Origin of the sequence: Bradyrhizobium sp. NBAIM18, from assembly GCF_020193825.1 — a bacterium.
GTDB classification, from domain to species: Bacteria; Pseudomonadota; Alphaproteobacteria; order Rhizobiales; family Xanthobacteraceae; genus Bradyrhizobium; species Bradyrhizobium yuanmingense.
In genome coordinates, this window is sequence record NZ_JADYVO010000014.1 from 138,483 (window position 1) to 162,434 (window position 23,952).

At 66.0% G+C, this 23,952-nt stretch carries 21 protein-coding genes; 10 read left to right on the forward strand and 11 right to left on the reverse strand.

The window, feature by feature from the left end; all coding sequences use genetic code 11:
• Positions 1–43: 43 nt before the first annotated feature.
• The 3 genes from I6F17_RS26490 to I6F17_RS26500 form a co-directional block, all read right to left on the reverse strand.
• Entirely contained in the window at positions 44–952 is a 909-nt protein-coding gene (locus I6F17_RS26490) for a S49 family peptidase (RefSeq protein ID WP_057026307.1), read from the reverse strand.
• A 216-nt stretch (positions 953–1,168) separates the two neighbouring features.
• Positions 1,169–1,933, reverse strand: a complete 765-nt coding sequence (locus tag I6F17_RS26495) for a methyltransferase (protein ID WP_225131971.1) — start codon at positions 1,931–1,933, stop codon at positions 1,169–1,171.
• The gene (locus I6F17_RS26500; protein WP_008562067.1) at positions 1,926–2,153 is read right to left on the reverse strand and encodes a DUF2007 domain-containing protein; all 228 of its coding nucleotides are present in this window, start codon (positions 2,151–2,153) and stop codon (positions 1,926–1,928) included. The genes I6F17_RS26495 and I6F17_RS26500 overlap by 8 nt, the downstream gene beginning before the upstream one ends.
• A gap of 133 nt (positions 2,154–2,286) precedes the next feature.
• Between I6F17_RS26500 and I6F17_RS26505 the strand changes: the two genes are divergently transcribed.
• From I6F17_RS26505 to I6F17_RS26525, 5 genes are all read left to right on the forward strand, one after another.
• On the forward strand, positions 2,287–3,294 hold the full coding sequence (locus I6F17_RS26505; protein WP_036006386.1) for a polyprenyl synthetase family protein: 1,008 nt from the start codon (positions 2,287–2,289) through the stop codon (positions 3,292–3,294).
• Between the two features lie 382 nt (positions 3,295–3,676).
• Positions 3,677–4,192 (forward strand): helix-turn-helix domain-containing protein, encoded by a 516-nt coding sequence (locus I6F17_RS26510; protein WP_225131956.1) that lies wholly within the window; start codon positions 3,677–3,679, stop codon positions 4,190–4,192.
• Between the two features lies 1 nt (position 4,193).
• Positions 4,194–5,456 (forward strand): beta-ketoacyl-ACP synthase II, encoded by a 1,263-nt coding sequence (fabF, locus tag I6F17_RS26515; protein WP_225131957.1) that lies wholly within the window; start codon positions 4,194–4,196, stop codon positions 5,454–5,456.
• A 44-nt stretch (positions 5,457–5,500) separates the two neighbouring features.
• The gene (locus I6F17_RS26520) at positions 5,501–6,133 is read left to right on the forward strand and encodes a LysE family translocator (protein ID WP_036037282.1); all 633 of its coding nucleotides are present in this window, start codon (positions 5,501–5,503) and stop codon (positions 6,131–6,133) included.
• Complete coding sequence (locus I6F17_RS26525) at positions 6,126–7,001, forward strand: alpha/beta hydrolase (RefSeq protein ID WP_225131958.1); 876 nt, start codon at positions 6,126–6,128, stop codon at positions 6,999–7,001. Before I6F17_RS26520 ends, I6F17_RS26525 begins: the two co-directional genes overlap by 8 nt.
• Here I6F17_RS26525 and I6F17_RS26530 read toward each other — a convergent pair.
• From I6F17_RS26530 to I6F17_RS26540, 3 genes are all read right to left on the reverse strand, one after another.
• The gene (locus I6F17_RS26530; protein ID WP_225131959.1) at positions 6,998–7,882 is read right to left on the reverse strand and encodes a 4-(cytidine 5'-diphospho)-2-C-methyl-D-erythritol kinase; all 885 of its coding nucleotides are present in this window, start codon (positions 7,880–7,882) and stop codon (positions 6,998–7,000) included. The two genes, I6F17_RS26525 and I6F17_RS26530, sit on opposite strands and share 4 nt — an antisense overlap.
• Before the next feature lie 84 nt (positions 7,883–7,966).
• Positions 7,967–9,763 carry a tetratricopeptide repeat protein gene (locus I6F17_RS26535; protein ID WP_225131960.1) on the reverse strand — a complete coding sequence of 599 codons (1,797 nt, stop codon included), beginning with the start codon at positions 9,761–9,763 and terminating at the stop codon, positions 7,967–7,969.
• 287 nt (positions 9,764–10,050) lie between these two features.
• A complete protein-coding gene (locus I6F17_RS26540) occupies positions 10,051–11,712 on the reverse strand; it encodes an electron transfer flavoprotein-ubiquinone oxidoreductase (protein WP_225131961.1) in 1,662 nt (553 codons plus the stop codon).
• A gap of 237 nt (positions 11,713–11,949) precedes the next feature.
• On the opposite strand from I6F17_RS26540, the gene I6F17_RS26545 reads away from it, so the two are divergent.
• Positions 11,950–12,765 (forward strand): uracil-DNA glycosylase, encoded by an 816-nt coding sequence (locus I6F17_RS26545; RefSeq protein ID WP_036037272.1) that lies wholly within the window; start codon positions 11,950–11,952, stop codon positions 12,763–12,765.
• A gap of 122 nt (positions 12,766–12,887) precedes the next feature.
• On the opposite strand, the gene I6F17_RS26550 is transcribed toward I6F17_RS26545, so the two are convergent.
• From I6F17_RS26550 to I6F17_RS26565, 4 genes are all read right to left on the reverse strand, one after another.
• On the reverse strand, positions 12,888–14,396 hold the full coding sequence (locus I6F17_RS26550) for a glycosyltransferase family 39 protein (protein WP_225131962.1): 1,509 nt from the start codon (positions 14,394–14,396) through the stop codon (positions 12,888–12,890).
• A gap of 245 nt (positions 14,397–14,641) precedes the next feature.
• Positions 14,642–15,499, reverse strand: coding sequence for a ribonuclease HII (locus I6F17_RS26555; protein WP_225131963.1), 858 nt, complete (start codon positions 15,497–15,499; stop codon positions 14,642–14,644).
• Between the two features lie 77 nt (positions 15,500–15,576).
• Positions 15,577–16,032, reverse strand: coding sequence for a VOC family protein (locus I6F17_RS26560; protein WP_225131964.1), 456 nt, complete (start codon positions 16,030–16,032; stop codon positions 15,577–15,579).
• 24 nt (positions 16,033–16,056) lie between these two features.
• Positions 16,057–17,220 (reverse strand): PA0069 family radical SAM protein, encoded by a 1,164-nt coding sequence (locus I6F17_RS26565; RefSeq protein WP_225131965.1) that lies wholly within the window; start codon positions 17,218–17,220, stop codon positions 16,057–16,059.
• Between the two features lie 210 nt (positions 17,221–17,430).
• Here I6F17_RS26565 and I6F17_RS26570 point away from each other — a divergent pair, with 210 nt between their 5' ends.
• Together I6F17_RS26570 and I6F17_RS26575 are read left to right on the forward strand one after the other, a co-directional pair.
• Entirely contained in the window at positions 17,431–19,845 is a 2,415-nt protein-coding gene (locus I6F17_RS26570; RefSeq protein WP_225131966.1) for a phosphoketolase family protein, read from the forward strand.
• 2 nt (positions 19,846–19,847) lie between these two features.
• On the forward strand, positions 19,848–21,020 hold the full coding sequence (locus I6F17_RS26575) for an acetate/propionate family kinase (protein WP_225131967.1): 1,173 nt from the start codon (positions 19,848–19,850) through the stop codon (positions 21,018–21,020).
• A gap of 87 nt (positions 21,021–21,107) precedes the next feature.
• Here I6F17_RS26575 and I6F17_RS26580 read toward each other — a convergent pair whose 3' ends face one another.
• The gene (locus I6F17_RS26580; RefSeq protein WP_225131968.1) at positions 21,108–21,950 is read right to left on the reverse strand and encodes an RMD1 family protein; all 843 of its coding nucleotides are present in this window, start codon (positions 21,948–21,950) and stop codon (positions 21,108–21,110) included.
• Positions 21,951–22,202: 252 nt separating this feature from the next.
• Here I6F17_RS26580 and I6F17_RS26585 point away from each other — a divergent pair, with 252 nt between their 5' ends.
• Positions 22,203–22,778 carry a glycosyl transferase gene (locus I6F17_RS26585; protein WP_225131969.1) on the forward strand — a complete coding sequence of 192 codons (576 nt, stop codon included), beginning with the start codon at positions 22,203–22,205 and terminating at the stop codon, positions 22,776–22,778.
• 58 nt (positions 22,779–22,836) lie between these two features.
• Positions 22,837–23,796, forward strand: coding sequence for a helix-turn-helix domain-containing GNAT family N-acetyltransferase (locus tag I6F17_RS26590; RefSeq protein WP_225131970.1), 960 nt, complete (start codon positions 22,837–22,839; stop codon positions 23,794–23,796).
• Positions 23,797–23,952 lie beyond the last annotated feature (156 nt).

Here is a 23,952-nt window from a genome sequence, read left to right on the forward strand (position 1 = left end):
GCAATCGGCGCCGCCCGGGCGAAATGGCGCGGGAGCGCGAGACCTAGAACCCGAATTTCGCCCAAATCGCCCGCGTCTCGACCGCCGAGATCAGCTCGTCCGGCAGCCCGGCCATTGATTCCAGGGCCGAAAGCTGCCCCGCGCCGGGCGATTTCCGGCCCAAAAGGCCGGAGAGCAGCCCGGTCGGCTGCGCGATCACGGGGGTGAGAACCTTCTCACCATAACGGGCACGAAGAGTTGAGCGGAGATCGCCGATGCTGTCGGCGAGCCCCAGCGCGATCGCGCTGTCCCCCGCCCAGTATTCGCCCGTGAACAGCGTGTCGTCCGCTCCCTTCAGCCGGGCGCCGCGGCTTTCCTTGACCAGCGCGATGAAGATCTGGTGGATCTCGCGCTGGATCGCCTTCAGCCTCATGACGTCATCCGGGTTTTCCGGAAGAAACGGGTCGAGCATCGCCTTGTGCTCGCCCGAGGTGTAGAGGCGCCGCTCGATGCCGAGCCGCCTGATCGCCTCCTGAAAACCGAAACTGCCGCCGACCACGCCGATCGAGCCGAGGATCGAGGAGGGATCGCAGATGATCTCGTCACCCGCGCAGGCGATCATGTAACCACCGGAGGCCGCAACGTCCTCGACGAACACGAGCACCGGCAGCTTCTTCTCCGCGGCGAGCTGCTTGATGCGCAAGTAGATCTGGCGCGACTGCACCGGCGAACCGCCGGGCGAGTTGATCACCAGCGCCACGGCCTTGGCGTGCCGATAGGAAAACGCGCGCTCGAGCACCCGCGCGACGCCGGCAAGCGTCAAGCCCGGACGCAGCGGCGTCACCGCACCGATCACACCGGACAGCCGCACCACCGGCACGACCGCCGTGCCGGGACGAAAGCGCGCCGGCAGATATTGCATGAGCTTGTCGGCCAGGCCGGAACTCTCTCGATCGTTCAATTGTTCGGCCATGGCCTTACCTCTGATTAACCATTTCTTATCACGCGAGTGTCATTGAAAGTGCCAGGAACGTGTTTTGCAGAATCCGCGTTGGGAAGCTGCAATAGGCAGCGGAAGGAAACGCCATGAAGATCTATCTGCTGTTGCTGCTGATCGGTGCGCTTTTCACGGCGCTTCGCTTTACGTCGCCGCAAGAGCAGCAGACGGAATCGCTTCCGCAATAAGCCGTCACGGCCTCGCCAGCGGCAACGCCGCCCTCCCCTCCAGAATATCCTTCACCTCTTTCTTCGGCACGTTTGACTCCTCGTTGAGCATGAGGCCCGGCAGCAATTGCGTCGGTGCCCGGCCGCCTTTGACTGCGCGCACCACCACCCGGATGGCAGGCTTTCCCGCTTCGCCATGAACCGGCAGGATCGCGAGGCTGCCGAAGCCGCGTGACAGCGCTGCCACGACGTCGCCAATTCCGTCCGCGCGCCAGATCAGGGTCAGCACGCCGCTCGATCGGAGAATGCGCCGGGCTGCATGCACCCACGCATGCAGCGTCTCCTCCCTCGCCACATGCGCGGTGTGGCGCGCCTGATCCGGCGAGCCGCGATGGCGTGCGGGGTCGTTGAAGGGCGGGTTCATCAATACGGCGTCGGAACTGTCGGGCAGAAGTCCGTTCGCTGCAAACGCCTGCGCGTCGGCGGTGACGTCGAGCACGATGACCTCGGCGGGAATCGCGTTCGCGGCGGCGTTGGCCCGTGCGAGCTGCGCCAGTTCCGGATCGATCTCGACCAGGCTGAGCCTGATCCCCGCGACGCGCCGCGCCAGCGCAAGGCCCGCCGTGCCGACGCCGGCGCCAAGCTCGACCACGCGGTCACCCGCCTTAGCGTCGGTCGCTGCTGCCAGCAGGATGGCGTCGTGCCCGGCGCGGTGGCCTGACCGCTTCTGCATCAAGCGCAACTGCCCGCCGAGAAACGCGTCCTCGGTAATATCCGCGGCCTCAATCATCGCCGCGCAGTTCGTGGCTGAGGCCTGCCTCGGTGAGGAGCGCCCTGGCTTCCTCGGCGTCGTCCTCATGAACCAGGATCCGCCGCGGCAGAATGCCGAGAGACCCCTCGATGATGCTCATGTTCTGGTCCAGCACCAGATGATGGATGTTGGCGCCGTCGAGCAGCGCGCCAATCGCCGACACCAGCACCATATCGTTGGTCCGAACCAGTTCACGCAAAACGGAGGTCTCCTGCCTGAAAGTGGCTAACGCGGCAAATATCAATGGTTCCGCGGCCCTTGCCGCATCCGCCGCCAGTTTCTATTGTATTTCCATCAGAATAGCCCTTCCGGGGCAAATATTGGAGACCGGCGTGGCCGTCATCGTACCTTTCGAAACTCCCGGCGCGTCGATCGAAGAGCTGGTTGCCCTTGTCGCTCCCGACATGGAGCGCGTCAATGCCACGATCCTGTCGCGGACCGGCTCCGACGTGACCATGATCCCTGAAGTGGCCAACCACTTGATCTCCTCGGGCGGCAAGCGCCTGCGCCCGATGCTGACGCTCGCCATGGCCAATCTCGCCGGCTACACCGGTGACGGCCACATCAAGCTAGCTGCCAGCGTCGAGTTCATGCACACCGCGACGCTCCTGCATGACGACGTGGTCGACGAGAGCGAGATGCGCCGCGGCAAGCTGTCGGCGCGCATGCTCTGGGGCAATGAGGCCAGCGTGCTGGTCGGCGACTTCCTGCTCGGCCAAGCCTTCCGCATGATGGTCGAGGTCGGCTCGCTGCGCGCGCTCGACATCCTCTCTGCTGCCGCCGCCACCATCGCCGAGGGCGAGGTGATGCAGCTCGCCGCCGCCAAGAACACCGCCACCACCGAGGACGAATATCTCGCCGTGATCCGCGGCAAGACCGCCGAATTGTTCGCCGCCGCCTGCGAGGTCGGCCCCGTGATCGCGAACCGCCCGAAGGCGGAGCAGACTGCCTGCCGCTCGGTCGGCATGAATCTCGGCATCGCCTTCCAGCTCGTCGACGACGTGCTCGACTATGGCGGCAAGAGCGCCAAGCTCGGCAAGAACACCGGCGATGATTTCCGCGAAGGCAAGATCACGCTGCCCGTCGTGCTCGCCTTCCGCCGCGGCAACGACACCGAGCGCGCCTTCTGGATCCGCGCGCTCGAGCGCGGCGAGATCGGCGATTCCGATCTCGATCACGCCATCGGCCTGATGAACAAGCACCGCGCGCTCGAGGACACGCTGATCCGCGCCCAGCACTACGGCGCCATGGCCGTGGATGCGCTGGCGCTGTTCCCGCCCTCGCCGATGAAGAGCGCGCTGGAGCAGGTCGTGGCGTTCTGCTTGGCAAGGTCGCATTAGGCGACTGACGCTCACGCTTTGCGCGCTCCCTGCACCTGTCATTGCGAGCGTAGCGAAGCAATCCAGAATCCCGCCGCGGAGACAATCTGGATTGCTTCGCTGCGCTCGCAATGGCGGAGTAGCCGCGACGGCACCGCTCGCTCTCGTGTCCCGGACGCGCTGGAGCGTGAAACGCTGCTGCGCAGAGCCGGGACCCATGCGACATCCGCAATCATGATCAATATGGGCCCCGGCTCTGCAGCGCACCGCTAGGGGGCGCTGCGCTGCGTCCGGGGCACGAGAGCGCGCTTCATCTCACCAGCAGAATCCAGCCTCACTCGCTCCACATGGCTCCCCGCGCGGTCACTTGCATTTTGCAAGTTACTGACCTACCTTGCCCGCCATGCAGCCCAAATCCCCTTCGATCCTGGAATGCCCGGTCGGCCGCGCGGTGGAAACGGTCGGCGAATGGTGGAGCATCCTGATTCTGCGCGATGCATTTCAGGGTGCGACGAAGTTCGACGAGTTCTCGCAAGGCCTCGGCATTGCGCCCAACATCCTGTCGCGGCGGCTGGCGCATCTGACCGAAAGCGGCATGTTCGCGCGTCGCCGCTATCAGGAGCGCCCGCCGCGCTACGAATATGTGCTGACGGACAAGGCGCGGGATTTCTTCCCCGTGATCGCTACGCTGCTCGCCTGGGGCAACAAGCATCTGGCTCCGAAAGGCGAATCCATCCTGCTGGCGAACCGGAGCGACGTCCGCCCGCTCGAGCCGATTGTGGTCGATGCCGCCGACAAGCGCCCGATCACGCTCGCCAATGCGGTCGTCGTCGCAGGTCCCCGCGCCAGCCGCGGCATGCGCGCACGGCTTGCTTCGCTCAAGGCCATGAACCCGGCCGTCGCGCCGGCTGGAGACTGACATGCGTCGTATCGTCGTGACGGGAATGGGCGCGGTGTCGCCGCTTGGCTGCGGCGTCGAATTGACGTGGCGGCGGCTGCTGGCCGGGCAAAGCGGGCTGCGCCCGTTGCCGGAATGGGCAGAGGCGCTGCCCGCGCGCATTGCAGGCCTCGTGCCCGACAAGGCCGATGATGCCGAAGGCGGTTTCGATCCGGCGCAGGCTGCCGCGCCCAAGGATCAGCGCAAGATGGACCGCTTCATCCTGTTCGCGCTGCTCGCGACGGCAGAAGCCGTCGCGCAAGCCAAATGGACACCGCAGGATGCTGGCGCGCTCGAGCGCACCGCGACGATCATCGCCTCCGGCGTCGGCGGCTTTCCTGCGATGGCGGAGGCGGTGCGCATCACCGCGCAGCGCGGCGCGCGCCGGCTGTCGCCGTTCACGATCCCCTCGTTCCTCGCCAATCTCGCCGCCGGCCACATCTCGATCAAATACGGCTACAAGGGCGCGCTGGGCACGCCCGTCACGGCCTGCGCCGCCGGCGTGCAGGCGATCGGCGATGCCGCGCGCATGATCCGGTCAGGCGAAGCGGACGTTGCGATCTGCGGCGGCGCGGAGGCCTGCATCGACATCGTCAGCCTCGGCGGCTTTGCGGCCGCTCGCGCGCTGTCGAGCGGCTTCAACGACGAGCCTGCGCGCGCCTCGCGTCCGTTCGATCGCAACCGCGACGGTTTCGTAATGGGCGAAGGCGCCGGCATCCTGGTAATCGAGGCGCTGGAGCATGCGCAGGCGCGCGGCGCGACGCCGATCGCCGAGATCGTCGGCTACGGCACGACCGCGGACGCCTATCACATGACCTCGGGGCCGCCCGATGGCGATGGTGCCCGCCGCGCCATGGAGATCGCGCTTCGGCAGGCCAAGCTTGCGCCCGCGGATGTGCAGCACCTGAACGCGCACGCGACCTCGACACCGGCCGGCGACGAAAGCGAGCTCGCCGCCATCGGCGCGCTGTTCGGCCGCAACCGCGGCATTGCCGTGAGCGCGACCAAATCGGCCACGGGTCACCTGCTCGGCGCCGCCGGCGGGCTGGAAGCGGTCTTCACCGTGCTCGCGTTGCGCGACCAGATCGCGCCGCCCACGCTCAATCTCGAAAACCCCGATGCGGGCGCCGAAGGCATCGATATCGTCGCAGGCAGCGCGCGGCCAATGCCGATGCAGCATGCCATCTCCAACGGGTTCGGCTTCGGCGGGGTCAATGCCAGCGTGATCCTGCGCCGGCTGGGCTAAGCAAGAGGTCTTGCAATCGCCGCCGGCTCCGCTACGAAAACGGCATGATCGAAACGAATTTCTGGCTGTTCCTGGCCGCAGCTCTCCTCATTGCCGCCGTTCCCGGCCCTGGCATTTTTTACGTCGCGGCGCGAACCTTGTCGGAGGGGCGTGGCAGCGGCTTCGCCTCGACCGCGGGCACGGCGCTGGGCGGACTGGTTCATGTGGTCGCGGGCAGCCTCGGCATCTCCGCCATCATCTTGGCCAGCGCGGAGCTGTTTGCCGCCGTGAAGTTTGTCGGCGCGCTCTATCTGGTCTGGCTCGGCATCAAGACGTTTCGCAGCGCCGGCAACAACCTGTCGCTCGGGAGCGAGCCGATCGGCGACCAGCGCGCGTTTCGCGACGGCGTGCTGGTCGAAGCGCTCAATCCGAAGACCGCGGCATTCTTCCTCGCCTTCATTCCACAGTTTCTCGATCCGTCGGACTCGAACCCGACGCTGCAATTCATCCTGCTGGGTGCGATCTCCGTGGCCCTGAACACGCTCGCCGATGTCGTGGTGGTGCTGATGGCCTCCGCGACGCGCGCGCAGCTGACCGGACGGCCGCTTCTGATGCGTCGCCTCACGCAGGGCTCCGGCGTCTTCATCGCGGGCCTCGGCCTCTCGCTCGCCCTGGCGCGGCGGCCGGCCAATGGCTAGCGCCCCGCAAAGCCGCTTCTATGAATCGCACGGCCTGCGGCTGCACTACGCCGACTGGGGCAACGAGGGTGCACCGGTCGCCATCCTGGTGCACGGCGGCCGCGATCATTGCCGCAGCTGGGATCACATCGCGCGCTCGCTGCAACCGCATTTTCGCGTCGTCGCGCCCGACCTGCGTGGTCACGGCGATTCCGACTGGACGAGAGGCGGCAGCTACGCGCTGACAGAATACGTGTACGATCTCGCGCAGCTGGTTCGCAGCATCGCAGCGCCTCAGGTCACCCTGATCGGCCATTCGATGGGCGGCATGGTGAGCCTGATCTTTTCGGGCGCATTCCCGGAACAGGTCACGAGGCTCGTCGTCCTCGACGGCGTGACCATGTTGCCGGACACACCGAAGCCGCCGGCGCATGAGCGCATCGGCAGATGGGTTGGCCAGCTCGACAAGCTCCACGACCGCACCCCGCGCCGCTATCCGAGCCTCGAGGACGCGGCCGCGCAGATGGTGCTTCACAACAAGCGCCTGTCACGGGACCTCGCGCTGCATCTCGCCAGGCATGGCGCGCGGCAGAACGAGGACGGCAGCTACAGCTGGAAATTCGATCCCTATCAGCGCGCCTCCGCGCCACATCGGCTCTGGCCCGACGATCACATCGAGCTGTGGTCGCGGATCACGTGCCCGACGCTGCTGCTCAATGCCGGCGAAAGCTTTCTAGCGGGCGCTCGCTCCGCCGGCCTGGAGCGATACTTCCAGAACGCGCGCGTTAAGACTATTGCCGGGGCGGGACACTGGCTGCAGCACGACAAGCCGCAGGAGGTGTTGGGTGAGATCCGGCGGTTTCTCGAGCTCAACGAGGACGAAGGCTAGCTCAACGTGCCCGCATGCACCCACCAGGCGGGGTGATCGCGCCGGATCGTTTCGGCCGCGGCATGTGCCTCCTCAGATGCGCCGTAGATCGCAAAGCACGTCGCGCCCGAGCCGGACATGCGGGCGAGCTTGACGCCGGCGGAATCGCGCAAGGCGTCCAGCACCTCGCCGATCACAGGCTCGATCCGCAGCGCGGGTGCTTCGAGATCGTTGGCGACCGTGTCGAGAACCTCGACCCAATCGGAAATCGAGCCGCCTTCGCCGGGCCAGGCCGGTGCGCGGATGACGTCGGTGACGCCGACCAGGAGCTCGCCGTTGCGCAGGCCCAGCGCCTGGAACACGTCCTTGGTGGCGACAGGCACACGCGGATTGACCATGACGCAAGGCATGCTCGGCAGCGCGAGCGGCAGCAGCTGCTCGCCGACGCCGGTCATGTCGCAGGCGCGCGAGAGGAGGCACACCGGCACGTCGGCGCCGGTTGCGAGCGCGACCTTCTGAATGCGGGGATCATCGAGCGACAGATCGTTGAGACGCGCCAGGAGCCGCAGCGCGGCCGCGGCATCCGCCGAGCCGCCGCCGATGCCGGCTGCAACAGGGAGCACCTTGTCGAGCGCGAAGGCGCCCAGCTGCAGGCCAGGGATCGCCTCGGCAAGGAGCTTGGCGGCCTTGAGCACGAGATTGTCGGCTGTGTGGCCGCAGGCGGCAGCCAGCGGCCCAGTCGTGGTGAGCTTCAGCTCCCCGCCCGGCTCCAAGGTGAGCCGGTCGGCGCAGTCGGCAAACGCGACCACGCTTTCGAGATCATGATAACCATCGGCACGACGGCCGACGACGCGAAGGCTCAAATTGACCTTCGCCCGTCCCTCTTCAATCAACGCCGACATTGGCGATCAGCCCCCAAGACTCACTTGTTTGCGCATGATCTGATCGGAAAACCGCTCCACACTTTTCCGGATCATGCGCCTAGCTTAGCCGCCCCTGCCGTCGTCCTTCTTCTTTTCGGCCTGCGCCGCAGAAGAGTTCGAATTGTCGTCGGGAAGGCCGTTGGCGATCTTGGCCTCGATCTTCGGCAGCTCTTCCGGCTCGGGCTTGAGATCGCGCGCATGCGACCACTGGAATTTTGCCTCCAGCGTGCGGCCGACGCGCCAATAGGCGTCGCCGAGGTGGTCGTTGATGGTCGGATCCTCGGGCTTGAGATCGATCGCGCGTTCGAGGTTCTTCACTGCCTCCTCGAAATTGCCGATGCGGTAATAGGCCCAGCCGAGGGAATCGACGATGTAGCCGTCGTCGGGACGCTGCTCGACGGCCCGCTTGATCATCTTCATGCCTTCGTCGAGATTCACGCCCTGGTCGATCCAGGAATAGCCGAGATAGTTGAGGACGTGCGGCTGATCGGGCTGCAGCTCCAGCGCCTTCTTCATGTCGGCCTCGGCCTTGGCCCATTGCTTGGAGCGCTCCTGGCAGATGCCGCGATAATAGTACCAGACGCTGTTGGCCTTGTCGTTGCCGGGCGGCAGCACCTCGATGCCTCGTGAATAGGTCGCGCCGCAATCGCCGAACCGCTTGCGGCCGCGCTCGATGTTGCCGAGCGCCATGATGGCTTCGAGGTCCTTGGGATCCTCCGAGGTGACGCCCTTGAGGATCTTAATCGCCTCGTCGGTGCGGTCGGCGGAATCGAGATCGATGGCGAGCTGAATCTGCGCGTTGCGCTTGAGCGGCGAGTTGGCGGGGACGCGCTCGTAGACCTTGATCGCCATCTTCGGCCGCTTGACTGATTCGTAGAGATCGGCGAGCGACAGCAGTGCCAGCGGATGCGTCGGCTGCAGGTAGAGCGAGAGCTGGAGATAGACCAGCGCCAGATCCTCGCCACCGCGGCGGGTCAGCGTCGCGCCGATGCCGTAGAGCGCTTCGGCGGCGCCGGCCTGCGCGGAATCGACCAACGGCGGCATCTTCTTGCCGGCCTTGGTCTCGCGCAGGCCTTCCTGGATCAGCGGATGGCGTGCGAGCTTCTTGTCGAAGGCCTGATAGACATTGGTGGCCGCGGCGGAATCCTTGTTGCGCGACAGCCAGCGCGCATAGGCCTCGGTCACGCGCAGCATGGAATCGTCGAGCTTGTAGGCGCGCTCGAAGCGCGTGCCGGCGTCCTTCTCCTTGCCGGAGAGCTCCAGGATCATGCCGGTGTGGAGATCCTTGAACAGCGGATACCATTCCGGACCTGTCAGCTTGTCGATGGTGGCGACACCACCCTTGGCATCGCCCGCACCATAGGCGGCCCAGCCCGACAGCAGCGTGGCGACGAGATCGGTGATCGGACCACGGATCGACTGGTTGATGTTGGTCTGCGCCGCGACGTACTTCTTCAGCTTGAGATCGTGCACGCCGACGACGAGACGGGCGACGCGGTTGGTCTTGTCGATGGTGAGGATGCGCTCGGCGAGCTTGACCGCCTCCTCGATGTCGCCGTCGGCGACCGACGAGATGAAGGCACGGTCGAGCAGCTCGTTGTTCTTGGGATCGGTGCGGAGCGCCGAACGGTAGAATGCGGCGGCCGAGGTCGCGTCGCGCTCAACGCTAGCATGGCGGGCGGCGAGATAGCTGCCGGCGCCGGTGAGCGACTTCAGATCGTTTCGCGTCGGAAATTGCGCCGCCGTGTTTTCCGGATGATCCGGCGTCTGCGCCAGGACCGCGCCGGGGACCGTCGCGATCGCGGTGCCCATGAGGGCGATGGCGGCAGCAGTCCAGCGGTTGAAACGATTTGAAAACATCAGGGCTCGCCTTGAGTTGGGTGGTGCCTGGGTTTGCAGCAGAAGACCGTATCGCAAGCGAACGCGGCCGGTGACATCCGGGCCCGGAACCGTCAGGCCGACAATGCCGCTTTTGGCGCTTCGCCGCAAGGATTCGGACCCGGGAAGATCCCCTCCGCACGCCCAAACCGGCCCATTGAAACCGCGCCAGCGCCCCAAGACGCCGCCACTATGGCCTTATCGTGGCCGCGGCGGGTCGCCGCAGCCCCGTCCTCACGGGAACGTGCGCCTGGTCACCTGCGATGTCCTCACATCGCCTCGTAGTTCGGGCCGCCGCCGCCCTCCGGGGGAACCCAGGTGATGTTGCCGTTGGGATCCTTCACGTCACAGGTCTTGCAGTGAACGCAGTTCTGGGCGTTGATCTGGAAGCGCGGGCCGGAGCCCTCCTCGATCCATTCATAGACGCCAGCCGGGCAATAGCGGTTCGAGGGGCCGGCATAGACGTCGTGCTCGGACGTCTTCTGGAGGTTCATGTCCGTGACCTTCAGATGGATCGGCTGGTCCTCCTCGTGATTGGTGTTGGACAAAAACACCGAGGACAGCTTGTCGAACGTGATCTTGCCGTCGGGCTTCGGGTAGTTCCTGGGCGCGTGGCTCTTGGCCGAATCGAGCGTGGCGCGGTCGGGCTTGACGTGCGACTGCGTGCCAAACAGTGAGGCGCCGAACAGCGTATTGCACCACATGTCGAAGCCGCCCAGCGCGACGCCGAGCACGGTGCCGAACTTCGACCACAATGGCTTGACGTTGCGGACCAGGAACAGGTCCTTGCCGACCGATGAGGAACGCCAGGCGTTCTCGTATTCGACGAGCTCGTCATTGGCGCGGTCGGCGGCGAGCGCGGCCGCAACATGTTCGGCAGCCAGCATGCCGGTGCCCATCGCATTGTGCACGCCCTTGATGCGCGGCACGTTGACGAAGCCGGCCGCGCAGCCGATCAGCGCGCCGCCGGGGAAGCTCAGCTTCGGCACCGACTGATAGCCGCCCTCGGTGATCGCGCGCGCGCCGTAGGCGAGCCGCTTGGCGCCTTCGAAGGTGCCGCGGATCGAGGGATGGGTCTTGAAGCGCTGGAATTCGTCGAATGGGGACAGATAGGGATCGTCGTAGTTCAGATGCACGACGAAGCCGACGGCGACGAGATTGTCGTCGTAGTGATAAAGGAACGAGCCGCCACCGGTCTTGAGGTCAAGCGGCCAGCCGAATGAATGCTGGATCAAGCCCTTCTGGTGCTTGGCGGGATCGATCTGCCAGACCTCCTTGAGGCCGATGCCGAACTTCGGCGGCTCGCTCTTGGCGTCGAGCGCGAACTTGTTGATGAGCTGCTTGGTCAGGCTGCCGCGGGCGCCTTCGGCGAACAGCGTGTACTTGCCGAGCAATTCCATGCCGCGGGTGAAGGAATCCTTTGGCTTGCCGTCACGGCCGATGCCCATGTCGCCGGTGGCGATGCCCTTGACCTTGCCCTCCTCGTCATAGAGCACCTCGGCCGCCGCAAAGCCCGGATAGATCTCGACGCCAAGCGCCTCGGCCTTGCGCGCCAGCCAGCGGCAGACATTGCCGAGCGAGCCGATGTAGCAGTGATGATTGTGCATCAGCGGCGGCATGATGAAGCCCGGCAGCTTGATCGCGCCGCCGCCGGTCATCCAGTAGAAGCGGTCGTCCTTGACCTGCGTCTTCAGCGGGCAATCGGCATCCTCGCGCCAGTCCGGGATCAGCTTGTCGAGGCCCGCGGGATCGATCACGGCGCCCGAGAGGATGTGCGCACCAACCTCGGAGCCCTTCTCCACCACGACGACGTTGAGCTCGGCGTTGAGCTGCTTGAGCCGGATCGCGGCCGACAGACCCGACGGGCCGGCGCCGACGATGACGACGTCGAATTCCATGGATTCGCGCGGGGGAAGTTCTTCGGTGCTCATCTGATCTCAGCCCTTGAGACGGTCCTTGGTCGTTTGCGCCCTCTTGTTTCCGATTTTTCCGGGTAGGACAACCTCGGAATCGCGTTCCGCCGGGATGCAAGGCCGTCCAAGCAGGACCTCCCCGGTTCTGGTACGCCAGAACCGGGAAGGTCCTGATCATTTTTTGACGCGTTTTCTTCACGCGAACCGGTGTCCACTTCGCTTGAAAACGCTATGCTATAAAAGTCAGACTTTCCCATGATCCCCGAACCCGCACCCACCGTCCGAGAGCTGCTCGCCTTCTATCTGGAGGCCGGTGTCGACTGCACGCTCGCGGAGGAACCGATAGACCGCCTGGCGGAAATCGATGCGCCGCCACCCAGCCCGCGCGCGGCCCCGCCAGCCGAAGCGCCGCGGCCGGTCGCAGCGCCCGCGGTCATGCGCGGCGAAGCCGCGCCTGCACCGGACGTCGCCATCGCCTCGGCACGCGAGGCCGCGCGCACCGCGCCGACCCTGGAGGCGCTGCGCGAGCTGATGCAGAATTTCGAGGGCTGCGCGTTGAAGCACACCGCGACGCGGCTGGTGTTTGCCGACGGCAACCCGCAGGCGCGCATCATGTTCGTCGGCGAGGCGCCGGGCCGCGACGAGGACATCGAGGGACTGCCTTTCGTCGGGCGCAGCGGCAAGCTGCTCGATCTGATGTTAGGGGCCATCGGCCTCAACCGTACCACCGCCTACATCGCCAACGTCATTCCCTGGCGGCCGCCCGGCAACCGCACGCCGACGCCGCAGGAGACGCAAATCTGCCTGCCCTTCATCCAGCGCCAGATCGAATTGGTGAACCCCGACGTGCTGGTGACGCTTGGCAATCCTTCGACACAGACGCTGCTGTCGACGCGCGAAGGCATCATGCGCACGCGCGGGCGCTGGTTCGACTACGACACCGGCCAGCGGGTGATCCGCGCGCTGCCGACGTTTCACCCGGCCTACCTCTTGCGCTCGCCGGCTTACAAGCGGCTGGCCTGGCAGGATCTGCGGGCGATCGCGAAGGTGCTGACGCAAGGCGCGGTGTAACCACACCCACGCCGTCATTCCGGGGATCGCGAAGCGAGAGCCCGGAATCCATCGAGCGGCAGAGTTGGTGGATGAATGGATTCCGGGCTCGCGGCTTCGCCCCGCCCCGGAATGACACCGACCTACGTCCCCTTCGGCCGCACGATGGCCCAGCCGATGCGCAGGAGCTGCTGGCGGCCGGTCACCAGCCATTCGAAGGCGCGCGGCACTTCCGGCACGATGCCGGGGAAGCGCTGGAGGATCTCCGGCGGCGGGGTGCCGGCGGTATCGGAGGCGCGCCAGACCACGACGCCGCCGGTCTCGCCGAACTTGGTCTGGCTCATCCACGGCGTCCGCCCGGGGGCGGCGTCGATGAACAGATGTGGCCGGCCGGAATGGAGCGCGATCAGGCTGGCGAGCTGGGTCTCGCCGGCGACGGCGCGCAGGCGATGGTTGGTGCGGCGGGCGAAGCTCTCGTCGAAGAAGTCCGAGATCGCGCGCGCCGGCATCGAGGTCGCAATTTCGCTGGTGCCCGTCCAGGGCAGGAACAGGACGGCGAGCACCACGCCGGCGGCGGGCGCGGCAACGGCGGCGGCCCAGACCATGCGGAGCATGCGCGCGCGGCGCATCGCAATGAGATCGCCGGCCGCGACGACCACGGCAAGCCCCGACATGATCAGCACGACGCCGGGGCCGCCGACGACGGAATCGAGCCCCAGCAGGCCGGAGATCAGCACTGCGCCGAGCGGCAGAGCGAACGCGAAGAAATAGACGAAGTTGCGCGCGAGCGGCTCGACCGGCGGGCGGTAGATGATCGGTGGCTCCTCGCCCTTGCCGGCGAACATTCCGGTGTTGAGAAAGGTCAGCGCCGGGATCGCAGCCGCCCCCAGCACGAGGCCACCGAGCAGCCAGGCCGCATGCAGCGCGCGGGCGTTGAGCTCGGCGACTGGCGGCAAGTCCGGCAGCGTCAGCGTCTCGGCCCGCATCAGAAAGACCGCATAGGGCAGCGCCAGCACGGCGACGACGATCAGCGCGAACAGCGGATCGAGCCCGCGCAGCGTCCGGCGGCCGCCGGCGGTCGTAACCGCGAAGACGACGATCAGCAGCAGCAGGAAGACCGCGGCGGGCGTCGTCAGCAGCAGGAGGCCGGCTTCGATCGACCAGGCGAACCAGGCATTGCCGCGGCGCTGGCCGATGATCTGCCAGGAGTGCAGCAGCAAGAGCGCCCAGAGCGGCCGCGCCAGGATCAGCGGGCCGAAGTCCAGCGCCGAGGAGGAGAAGGCCAACACCGTCATGGTCAGGAGCACGGCGAGCACCGCCTGCTGCGAGCCGACCACGGCACGGGAAAGATGATAGAGCGCGATGAAGGTCGCGATCTCGCAGAGCTGGGCGAGCACATAGACGCCGAGCATGTGGCCGCCGGCGGCGCGATAGGCGATGTCGGCGAGCCAGATGGCAAGCGGCGGGCCGAGATCGGTGCCGACCTGGTATTCCCTGCCGAAGGCCAGAAGGATCGCGAGATTGCCGGGCGGGCTGCGGTAGAACACCAGCGCCACGAACAGCCACATCGCGGCCTGCAGCAGCACCGCAATCCAAACGATCAGCCGCGGCCGGGCGCGAATGAGCTCGATGACCAGGGAGGTAAACCGCATGCAACGTCCGAAGGTGCAGCCAACCCGTCCAGCCGGCCCCATTTGCTCACGTCTGTTTTGATAAAGGGCGTCACGGGTTGTGGCAACCGCCGCAGTTCGTCATGCCCGGGCTTGTCCCGCCTGCGCGGCCGAAGCCGCTTCGGCGCGGCGAAGGCCCGCGCATCCACGTTCTTCGTGCCGCTGGTAAGACGTGGATGGCCGGGTCAAGCCCGGCCATGACGGATGGGAAAACTGTAGGAGGATCGCTAGAGATTTACGGAAGCGTCGATCTCGACGCTCGCCTCCACCTGCACCTCGATCTCGGTCACCGAGAACAGGTCCTGCACCGGCTCGACGGTCCAGGGCATGTGCTTGGCGCGGGCGGCGGCGACGGGGGCGAAGAAGCTGCGGTGGTGGATGGAGGGGCCGAGACGATCGAGCGCGTCGAGATGCTCGGGGACGGCGTAGCCCTTGTGCTGCTCGAAGCCGTAGCCCGGGCAGTCCTGCGCCAGCGCGCACATCAGCCGGTCCCGGGTGACCTTGGCGACGATGGAGGCCGCGGCGATCGACAGCACGATACCGTCGCCGCCGATCACGGCCTCGCAGTCGCATGCGGTGTCGAGCCGGTCGCGGCCGTCGACGAAGACGTGCCTGGGCGCCTCGGGCAGGGCCACCACGGCGCGCTTCAGCGCCCACAGCGAGGCGCGCAGGATATTGTCGCGGTCGATTCGCGCCGGCGAGGCGACGGCGACCGAGACCTGCGCGGTGGCGCAGATCTTGTCGAACAGCTTTTCGCGCTCCTCGGCGGTCAGGCGCTTGGAATCGTCGATGCCGCGGGGAATCCGGTCGGGATCGAGAATCACGGCCGCCGCCACTACAGGGCCGGCTAGCGGGCCGCGGCCCGCCTCGTCGCAGCCCGCGACCGGCCAGACGCCGCGCTTGATCAGCGCGCGCTCGCGGCGGAAGTTGGGGGCAGCAACGGCAATGATGCCTTTCCTACCGGCAGGAACCTTCGCAACATCGGCCGCAGATATCTTTGCCGCCTTGGCGGGCACAGCCTTCGGCGCAGCCTTGTTCTTCGGCGCGGCTTTGGCTGGGGTCTTAGCGGAGGGGTCCCGAATCATGGCCGGGATCGTGCGCCAGGGGGCTTCGCCAGCGCAACCGGGAACCCAGGATATTCCCGTTATTCAGGCCGCCCACCCTACTCCGCCAGATGCACCCGCCGGTCCTCGCCCAGCTCGATGCCGGGTGCGACCACGACTTCCCAGACATGTGCATCGGGATCGGCAAAATAGCCGCAATAGCCGCCGTAATCGGTCGCGTGCGCCGCCTTCAGCAAGGTGGCCCCCTTCTCGACGGCGAAGGCCAGCACCTCGTCGACCTCCTCGCGGGTCACGCAATTCCAGGCAAGCGTCATGCCGCGAAAGGTCGTGGGCCTCGGCTGGTCCTCCAAGGACGCGTCCGCCGCGAGGCGATCCCAGTGATAAAGCGCGAGCACCGGGCCGCCGGTGTCGTAGAACGCAACCGCCTCGCCGGTCCCCTTCAGCCGGCGCGAGAAACCGAGCGCGTCGTAGAAGGCGATGCTGGCGCGGATGTCGTTCACACCGAGCGTGATGACGGTCAGCCGCGGCACCGGCACGGTGAGTTCCTTGAGCATGCGACACCTCTTGCACGTGTCCGCTCAAAACAGGCTGAGCTGATCACCGTTCCGCTTCGGCCGCGCAAAGTGATCAATGGTCAGCTTGGAGCGCCGCTTGTTGAGGCCGAGCCTCTCGCAGGCGATCTCGAAGCGGCGGCCGATGGTCCAGGCCATCGGTCCGGTGCCCTTCATCCGCTCGCCCCATTTGGCGTCGTAGTCGCGCCCGCCGCGCATGTCTCGGATCAGGGTGAAGACGTGGCGATAGCGGTCCGGATAGTTCGCCATCAGCCATTCGCGGAAGAGATCGCGCACCTCCAGCGGCAGCCGCAGCAGCACATAGGCGGCTTCCTTGACGCCCGCATGGGCGGCGGCGTCGAGGATGCGCTCGATCTCGGAATCGTTCAGCGCGGGGATCACGGGCGCGACCATCACCGTGGTGGGAATGCCGGCCTCCGAGAGCTGCTTCAGCGCCTCCAGCCGCTTCGGCGGTGTCGAGGCGCGCGGCTCCATGGTGCGCGCCAGCTTCGGATCGAGCGAGGTGACCGAGATCGCGACCTTGGCGAGGTTGCGCTTGGCCATCCGCTGGAGAATGTCGATGTCGCGCAGCACCAGCGCCGACTTGGTGACGATGCCGACGGGATGCCCTGCTCGCTCCAGCACTTCCAAAATGCCGCGCATGATTTTGCGCTCGCGCTCGATCGGCTGGTAGGGATCGGTGTTGGTGCCGATCGCGATCATCCGCGGCTCGTAGCCGGGAGCCGCAAGCTCCTTCTCGAGCAGCGAAGGCGCCTCGGGCTTCACGAACAGTTTCGACTCGAAGTCGAGCCCCGGCGACAGGCCGAGATAGGCGTGGGTCGGCCGCGCGAAGCAATAGACGCAGCCGTGCTCGCAGCCGCGATAGGGATTGATCGAGCGGTCGAAACCGATGTCGGGGGAATCGTTGCGTGTGATCACCTTGCGCGAGGTGTCGATAGCGACGCTCGTCTTGAACGGCGGCAGCTCGTCCAGGCTCTGCCAGCCGTCGTCGAAAGCGACGCGCGCCTCGGCCTCGTAACGGCCGCTGGCGTTGGACTGCGCGCCCCGCCCTCGCCGTCGCGCGCGGTCGATGGCGACGCCAAGCTCGGGGAAATCTGAAGGCGCACCCGCCGGCTCGGAGGGCGCCGTAACCGGCGGGTGCTTGAGAGCATGAGAGGATGCTGGACTCATGCAGCCAAGATAGCACGACATAGGAACAAATCAAGAACACAAACCAAAAACGTGAAAACAACCCCATGCACAGTAGAGCTGCCCAAACTTCGCGCGCCTGCCTTTGACCTCACGCAACACGGCCGTCACGACCATCCCGTTTCATGCCCGACGGATCGATCGCCCCGGAACCGGGTTGGTGACGATCGCGAAGTGAAGGTCGGCAGGAACATGACAATCCAACAAAAAACGGCCGAAGCGAGCAGCGAACTCGATCTGCTCGATCGCTATTGGCGCGCCGCCAACTACCTCTCGGTCGGGCAGATTTACCTGCTCGACAATCCGCTGCTGCGCGAGCAGCTGCGGCCCGAGCACATCAAGCCGCGTCTGCTCGGACATTGGGGCACGACGCCGGGCCTCAACTTCATCTATGCCCACCTCAACCGCGTCATCCGCGCGCTCGATGTCAGCGTGATCTATGTCTGCGGTCCCGGCCATGGCGGTCCGGGCATGGTCGCCAACACCTATCTCGAAGGCAGCTACAGCGAGATCTATCCCGATATTGCGCGCGACGTGGACGGATTGCGCAAGCTGTTTCGGCAGTTCTCCTTCCCCGGCGGCATCCCGAGCCACGCGGCGCCGGAAACGCCGGGCTCGATTCACGAAGGCGGCGAGCTCGGCTATGCGCTGGTGCACGCCTATGGCGCCGCATTCGACAACCCGGATTTGATCGTCGCCTGCGTGGTCGGCGACGGCGAGGCCGAGACCGGCCCGCTCGCTGCGTCCTGGCACTCCAACAAGTTCCTGAACCCTGCCCATGACGGGGCGGTGCTGCCGATCCTGCATCTCAACGGCTACAAGATCGCCAACCCGACCGTGCTTGGGCGGATGCAGGACGCGGAGATCCGCGACCTTTTCCGCGGGTTCGGCCACGAGCCGCTGTTCGTCACGGGCGACGATCCCAAATTGATGCACCAGGCCATGGCCGATGCGCTCGACGTTGCATTCGCCAGCATCCGCTCGATCCAGCAACATGCCCGCGACGGCCGCACAACCGTCGAGCGGCCGCGCTGGCCGATGATCGTGCTGCGCAGCCCCAAGGGCTGGACCGGCCCGAAGGAGGTCGACGGCAAGAAGGTCGAGGGCTTTTGGCGCGCCCATCAGGTTCCTGTTGCCGGCTGCCGTGAAAACCTGGCGCATCTGAAGATTCTCGAAGACTGGCTGCGCAGCTATGAACCCGAGAAGCTGTTCGACGAAAGCGGCGCGCTCGTCCCCGAGCTTCAGGCCCTGGCGCCTGACGGCAACAGGCGCATGGGCGCCAACCCGCACGCCAATGGCGGCCTCCTCAAGAAAGAATTGAAGCTGCCGGACTTCCGCAGCTTCGCGGTGGACGTGCCGCAGCCTGGCGAAGTCGTTGCGGAAGCGACGCGCGAGCTCGGCAAATTCCTGCGCGATGTCATTCGCCTCAATGCGGAAACGCGCAACTTCCGCATCATGGGCCCGGACGAGACGGCATCGAACCGACTCGACGCCGTGTTCGAAGCCACCGAACGCGTCTGGATGGAGCCCACCGAGCCTTACGACGTGCACCTCGCCCAGGACGGCCGCGTCATGGAGGTGCTGAGCGAGCATCTCTGCCAGGGCTGGCTGGAGGGCTATCTGCTCACGGGACGGCACGGCTTCTTCTCCTGCTACGAGGCCTTCATCCACATCGTGGATTCCATGTTCAACCAGCACGCCAAATGGCTGAAGGTGACGCGGGAGCTGCCGTGGCGGCGTCCGATCGCCTCGCTCAATTATCTGCTGACCTCGCATGTCTGGCGCCAGGACCATAACGGCTTCAGCCATCAGGACCCCGGTTTCGTCGATCTCGTCGCCAACAAGAAGGCCGATATCGTCCGCATCTACTTCCCGCCGGATGCCAACACGCTGCTCTGGATCGCCGACCACTGCCTGCGCACCTATAACCGCATCAACGTGATCGTCGCCGGCAAGCAGCCGGCGCCGCAATGGCTGTCGATGCAGGACGCTGCGACGCATTGCGATGCCGGCATCGGCATCTGGACCTGGGCGGGAACGGAGGACGGAAAGGGCGAGCCCGACGTCGTCATGGCCTGCGCCGGAGACGTGCCGACGCTGGAGACGCTCGCCGCCGTCGACCTCCTGCGCAAGGCGCTGCCGGACTTGAAGATCCGCGTCGTCAACGTCGTCGACCTCATGACGCTGCAGCCGAGGGAGCAGCATCCGCACGGCCTGTCCGACCGCGACTTCGACAGCCTGTTCACGCGCGACAAGCCCGTCATCTTTGCCTATCACGGCTATCCCTATCTCATTCACCGGCTGACCTATAACCGCACCAACCATGCCGGCATGCATGTGCGCGGCTTTGCCGAGGAGGGCACCACGACGACGCCCTTCGACATGGTCGTGCTCAACGAACTCGACCGCTACCACCTCGCGATCGAGGCGATCGAACGCGTGCCGGGACTGGCGACCAAGGCTGCGCAGGTGAAGCAGCAATTCCGCGACAGACTGATCGAACACTCCCGTTATGTCCGCGAGCACGGTGAAGACATGCCTGAGATTCGTGACTGGGTCTGGCAAAACAGCGCCGGCGGCAACACGCCGGCCGAGGCCGGCGATTAGCGATGTCGGAGACGGTCCTCGTCCTCAACGCGGGATCGTCGAGCATCAAGTTCGGCCTGTTCGATGTCGCGGCGGCCGAGCCCGCCCTGCTCTGCAAGGGCCTGCTGGACGAGCACGAGGACAAACCCCGGCTGGTGGTGAAGGGCCCTACAGGCGAAGACCTGTTCGAGACAAGCAAGCAGGCGCCGGAGGCAGCCGGCGGCCATCTGTTCGCGGACGTGCTCGCCTTCATCGAGGGCCGGTTCGGTGGACGCAGCCTGCGGGCCGTCGGCCATCGCATCGTCCACGGCGGTCCGGATTATTCAGGCCCGGTGGTCCTGACGGACGACATCATTGCGAAACTGGAGGCCTTGACGCCGCTGGCGCCGCTGCACCAGCCGCGCTGCCTCGCGCCGGTGCGAAACCTCGCGGCGATCCGGCCCGAGTTGACGCAGATCGCGTGTTTCGACACCGCCTTCCACCACGGCCTGGCGCCGCCGGCGAGCCGCTTCGCCATTCCCCGGCGATTCGAGGCGCGTGGGATCAGGCGCTACGGCTTTCACGGCCTCTCGTTCGAATATGTCGCGGGACGCCTGCCCGAGATCGCGCCGGAGCTCGCCGCCAAGCGCACAATCATCGCACATCTCGGCAATGGCGCCAGCCTCTGCGCCTTGCGCGATGGCCGCAGCATCGACACCACGATGGGGCTGACACCGCTCGACGGCCTCGTGATGGGCACGCGTTGCGGTGCGATCGATCCGGGCGTGCTACTCTATCTGCAACAGCACGAGAACATGTCGGTCGAGGATGTCCAGCACCTGCTCTATCACGAGTCAGGCCTCTTCGGCGTCTCCGGCTTGTCTGCGGACATGCGCACGCTGCTGGCGAGCCGCGAGGCTGCGGCGCGTGAAGCCGTGGATCTCTTCACCTTCCGTGCGGCGCAGCAGGTCGCGATGATGGCGGCCACGCTCGGCGGTCTGGACTGCCTGATCTTCACCGGCGGCATCGGCGAACATGCCAAGGACATCCGCGGCGCGATCTGCGAGCGTCTCGCCTGGATGGGCGTGCGCATCGACGCCGCAAGCAACGATGCCGCGCGCGAGCGCATCAACGGCAGCAGCAGCATGGTCGAGGTCTTCGTCATTCCCACCAACGAAGAGATGATGATCGCGCGCCATTGCGCTGCTCTGATCTAGGGGTTATCCCGTTGGGGAAACACCCTCTCCGCAAGCGGGAGAGGGAGCACGCTTACGTTGTAGCAATCAAACCTGATCTCATCATGCTTAGTGACCGCGGCCGGTCAGGAGCTGAAAAGTCCCCATCGCGACCTCGATCAGGATCAGCACCACGACGGCGATCTCCAGGCGGAGCGAGCGCTGGGTGTCGATGATATCGGTCAGCGCGTTGGCGGTCTCCGACACCGCGGCAAGCTTGCGCTCGAGCGTGTCGAGGCGCTCCTTCAGTTCGTATTCGTCCTCCAGGCGCGAATAGAGCCGGTCCAGCTCGGGCTTCTCCCAGAGCACGTCGGGCTTCTCGGCGACGGCGACGCGGCCGGCGACCCGCTGCTGCACCAGCAGCGCGTTGCCGATCAATTGCAGGATGCCCTTGCGCCGTTGCGGCGTGCGACCGCGCTCGGCGAGCTCCCGTGCAAACGGCTCGATCACGTCGAACACCGCGGCGACGCGCCGCTCGTCGCGCGCCAGCGACGTGCTCTTGGCGAGCGCATCGGCGACCAGCAGCAGCCGGTCGTCGGAGAATTTGGCGAGGCAGATCGGCCCGCCCGGCTGGATCGTCTCGGCGGCTTCCTCGTTGCAGAGCTGCGCCTGCGCGATCTCCTCCTCGTGCGGGCTGAACTCTCCGGTCACGCGTGACTTCAGGTTGTCGACGAGGACCTTCTCCTCCGACGGCAACAGCCCGATCAGCACGACGACCCCGTAGCGAAAGATCACGGCAAGGCCGGCATGAACGCGGAAGGCGGCCGGCGTCGAGGACACCAGCGTGCCGATCTCGAGGCCAGACGCGTTGATGCGGTCGCCCAGCATCAGCGCCCGGATCCGCAAGGTCGGCGCGGCCTCCTGCTTCGGCGATGTTGGCGCGGTGCCAACGGCGAGGTGATCGGCGTTCATGCAAGGTCTCTCCCGGGCAGCGAAACGTCGCCACGAAGCATTCGCGGTTAATACCGTCAGGATCGGCTTGTGCCGAAACATTCGGCAATATTACCAGCCCGCGCCTGACACATTCGGCCGCGATGACTCGCGGCAGTTTACCATCGCACGCCGAAGCCCCTTCCGAAAGTTGCACTCGGCAGCGCGACGGGTTTATGACAACATCATGCAACGCTACGCTTCTCCCGAAGTGCGGAAACTGAAGCCTCAATCATGCTGAGCGTCATCATTCCGACCGAAGGTGTCGAGCAGACCGCGGTCGCAACCCTGGCCGCGCTGGTGCCCGGCGCCACAGCCGGCGTAATCCGGGAAGTGCTTCTGGTCGACGGCACGCGCAACGGCGTCATCGAGCGCGTTGCCGACGTCGCGGGCTGCCGTTTCATCGGCTTCGAAGGGCACTCGCAAGGCGCTGCGCTCGCGGCCGGCGCGCTCCAGGCCCGATCGCCCTGGCTGATGTTCCTGCCTGCGGGCGCGGTGCTGGAAACGGGCTGGATCGAGGAAACCACCCAGTTCATCCAGGCCGTCGCCACCAGCGGCCGGGATCGTGCCGCGGTGTTCCGCTATGCCCGCTCGCCTTACGCAGATACCGCAGTGCGCGACGTTCTCTGGGCGGTGGCGCGCAGGCTCGTCGGTCCGCTCGGCGATCAAGGGCTGCTGATCGCGCGCGATCATTACGACCGGATCGGCGGATACCCGCCCCACGCCCGGCATTCCGAGGCGCGGCTGCTCCGGCGGCTCGGCCGGTCGTCCCGGACCATGCTGCGCAGCCGGATTGTCATGGTCGGCTGAAGCGATACTTGCCAACGTCAATCAATTAATTGACAATGGCAAATATCGAGGTGATCCCATGTTATCGACAGGTTCGTCATCAAGCGCCGTGGCCGAACAGGCTGCCGACGACCACGTCGCGGCGGTTCGCGCCTTCAACCGCTTCTACACCCGCAAGCTCGGTGTGCTCGACCAGCACCTCGGCAAGAGTCCGTTCTCGCTCAGCGAGGCGCGGGTGCTCTACGAGCTCGCCCATCGCGACGATCTTGCCGCAAAAGAGATCGGAAACGAGCTCGGTCTTGATCCCGGCTATCTCAGCCGCATCGTCCAGAGTTTCGACGAGAAGGGGCTGATCACGCGAAAGCCCCTGCCCGCAGACCGCAGGCAGTACCAGCTCAGCCTGACCGCCAAGGGCCGGCAGGCTTTCGCCAAGCTGAACCAGAGCTCGCAGAACGAGGTCGCCGCAATGCTGGCTCAGCTTTCGCCCGGCGATGCGACCCGGCTCACGCAAGCCATGGCGACCATCGAGGCCTTGCTAGAGCCACCTCGAAACCAGCCCGCGGCCGTCATGCTCCGCAGCCATCGCGTCGGCGACATGGGCTGGGTGATCTCCCGCCAAGGCGCCGCCTATGCCGCGGACTACAATTGGGACATCAGCTACGAGGCGCTGGTCGCCGAGATCTGCGCACAGTTCATCAGGAATTACGACGCTGCGCGCGAACACTGCTGGATCGCCGAGGCCGGCGGCGAGCCGGTCGGCTCGGTGTTTCTGGTCAAGGCCACGGACGAGATCGCAAAACTCCGCCTGTTGCAGGTGGAGAAGAAGGCGCGCGGCCTCGGCGTCGGCCGCGCACTCGTCGAGCAATGCATCCAGGGCGCCCGCGAGCGCGGCTACAGCAAGATGACGCTGTGGACGCAGAGCATCCTGGTCGCCGCACGCGGGATCTACAAGAGCGCGGGATTCAGGCTGGTGAAAGAAGAGAGGCACCACAGCTTCGGCGCCGATCTGGTCGGCGAGACGTGGGAGCTGGATCTCTAAATATCCTACAGCAAGCGAGATGCGCGTTGTGTCCAGCGGATGGATTGGTAACAAAACAGACCGGATGGATAGGTAACAATCGTTCATGGTTCGGTCCGCTGCGGCGCAGCGCTAGCGCAGCGCCGCAGCGTTGATGTTTTCTGATCGATGATGCCG

Bases quoted from the DNA above. Each gene is read 5' to 3' on its own strand.
- I6F17_RS26520 (WP_036037282.1), top strand. From the start codon at position 5,501: ATGATCGAAACGAATTTCTGGCTGTTCCTGGCCGCAGCTCTCCTCATT.
- I6F17_RS26510 (WP_225131956.1), top strand. From the start codon at position 3,677: ATGCAGCCCAAATCCCCTTCGATCCTGGAATGCCCGGTCGGCCGCGCG.
- I6F17_RS26550 (WP_225131962.1), bottom strand. From the start codon at position 14,396: ATGCGGTTTACCTCCCTGGTCATCGAGCTCATTCGCGCCCGGCCGCGG.
- I6F17_RS26555 (WP_225131963.1), bottom strand. From the start codon at position 15,499: ATGATTCGGGACCCCTCCGCTAAGACCCCAGCCAAAGCCGCGCCGAAG.
- I6F17_RS26590 (WP_225131970.1), top strand. From the start codon at position 22,837: ATGTTATCGACAGGTTCGTCATCAAGCGCCGTGGCCGAACAGGCTGCC.
- I6F17_RS26575 (WP_225131967.1), top strand. From the start codon at position 19,848: ATGTCGGAGACGGTCCTCGTCCTCAACGCGGGATCGTCGAGCATCAAG.
- I6F17_RS26580 (WP_225131968.1), bottom strand. From the start codon at position 21,950: ATGAACGCCGATCACCTCGCCGTTGGCACCGCGCCAACATCGCCGAAG.
- I6F17_RS26525 (WP_225131958.1), top strand. From the start codon at position 6,126: ATGGCTAGCGCCCCGCAAAGCCGCTTCTATGAATCGCACGGCCTGCGG.
- I6F17_RS26570 (WP_225131966.1), top strand. From the start codon at position 17,431: ATGACAATCCAACAAAAAACGGCCGAAGCGAGCAGCGAACTCGATCTG.
- I6F17_RS26490 (WP_057026307.1), bottom strand. From the start codon at position 952: ATGGCCGAACAATTGAACGATCGAGAGAGTTCCGGCCTGGCCGACAAG.
- I6F17_RS26540 (WP_225131961.1), bottom strand. From the start codon at position 11,712: ATGAGCACCGAAGAACTTCCCCCGCGCGAATCCATGGAATTCGACGTC.
- fabF (WP_225131957.1), top strand. From the start codon at position 4,194: ATGCGTCGTATCGTCGTGACGGGAATGGGCGCGGTGTCGCCGCTTGGC.
- I6F17_RS26585 (WP_225131969.1), top strand. From the start codon at position 22,203: ATGCTGAGCGTCATCATTCCGACCGAAGGTGTCGAGCAGACCGCGGTC.
- I6F17_RS26535 (WP_225131960.1), bottom strand. From the start codon at position 9,763: ATGTTTTCAAATCGTTTCAACCGCTGGACTGCTGCCGCCATCGCCCTC.
- I6F17_RS26545 (WP_036037272.1), top strand. From the start codon at position 11,950: ATGATCCCCGAACCCGCACCCACCGTCCGAGAGCTGCTCGCCTTCTAT.
- I6F17_RS26565 (WP_225131965.1), bottom strand. From the start codon at position 17,220: ATGAGTCCAGCATCCTCTCATGCTCTCAAGCACCCGCCGGTTACGGCG.
- I6F17_RS26495 (WP_225131971.1), bottom strand. From the start codon at position 1,933: ATGATTGAGGCCGCGGATATTACCGAGGACGCGTTTCTCGGCGGGCAG.
- I6F17_RS26530 (WP_225131959.1), bottom strand. From the start codon at position 7,882: ATGTCGGCGTTGATTGAAGAGGGACGGGCGAAGGTCAATTTGAGCCTT.
- I6F17_RS26560 (WP_225131964.1), bottom strand. From the start codon at position 16,032: ATGCTCAAGGAACTCACCGTGCCGGTGCCGCGGCTGACCGTCATCACG.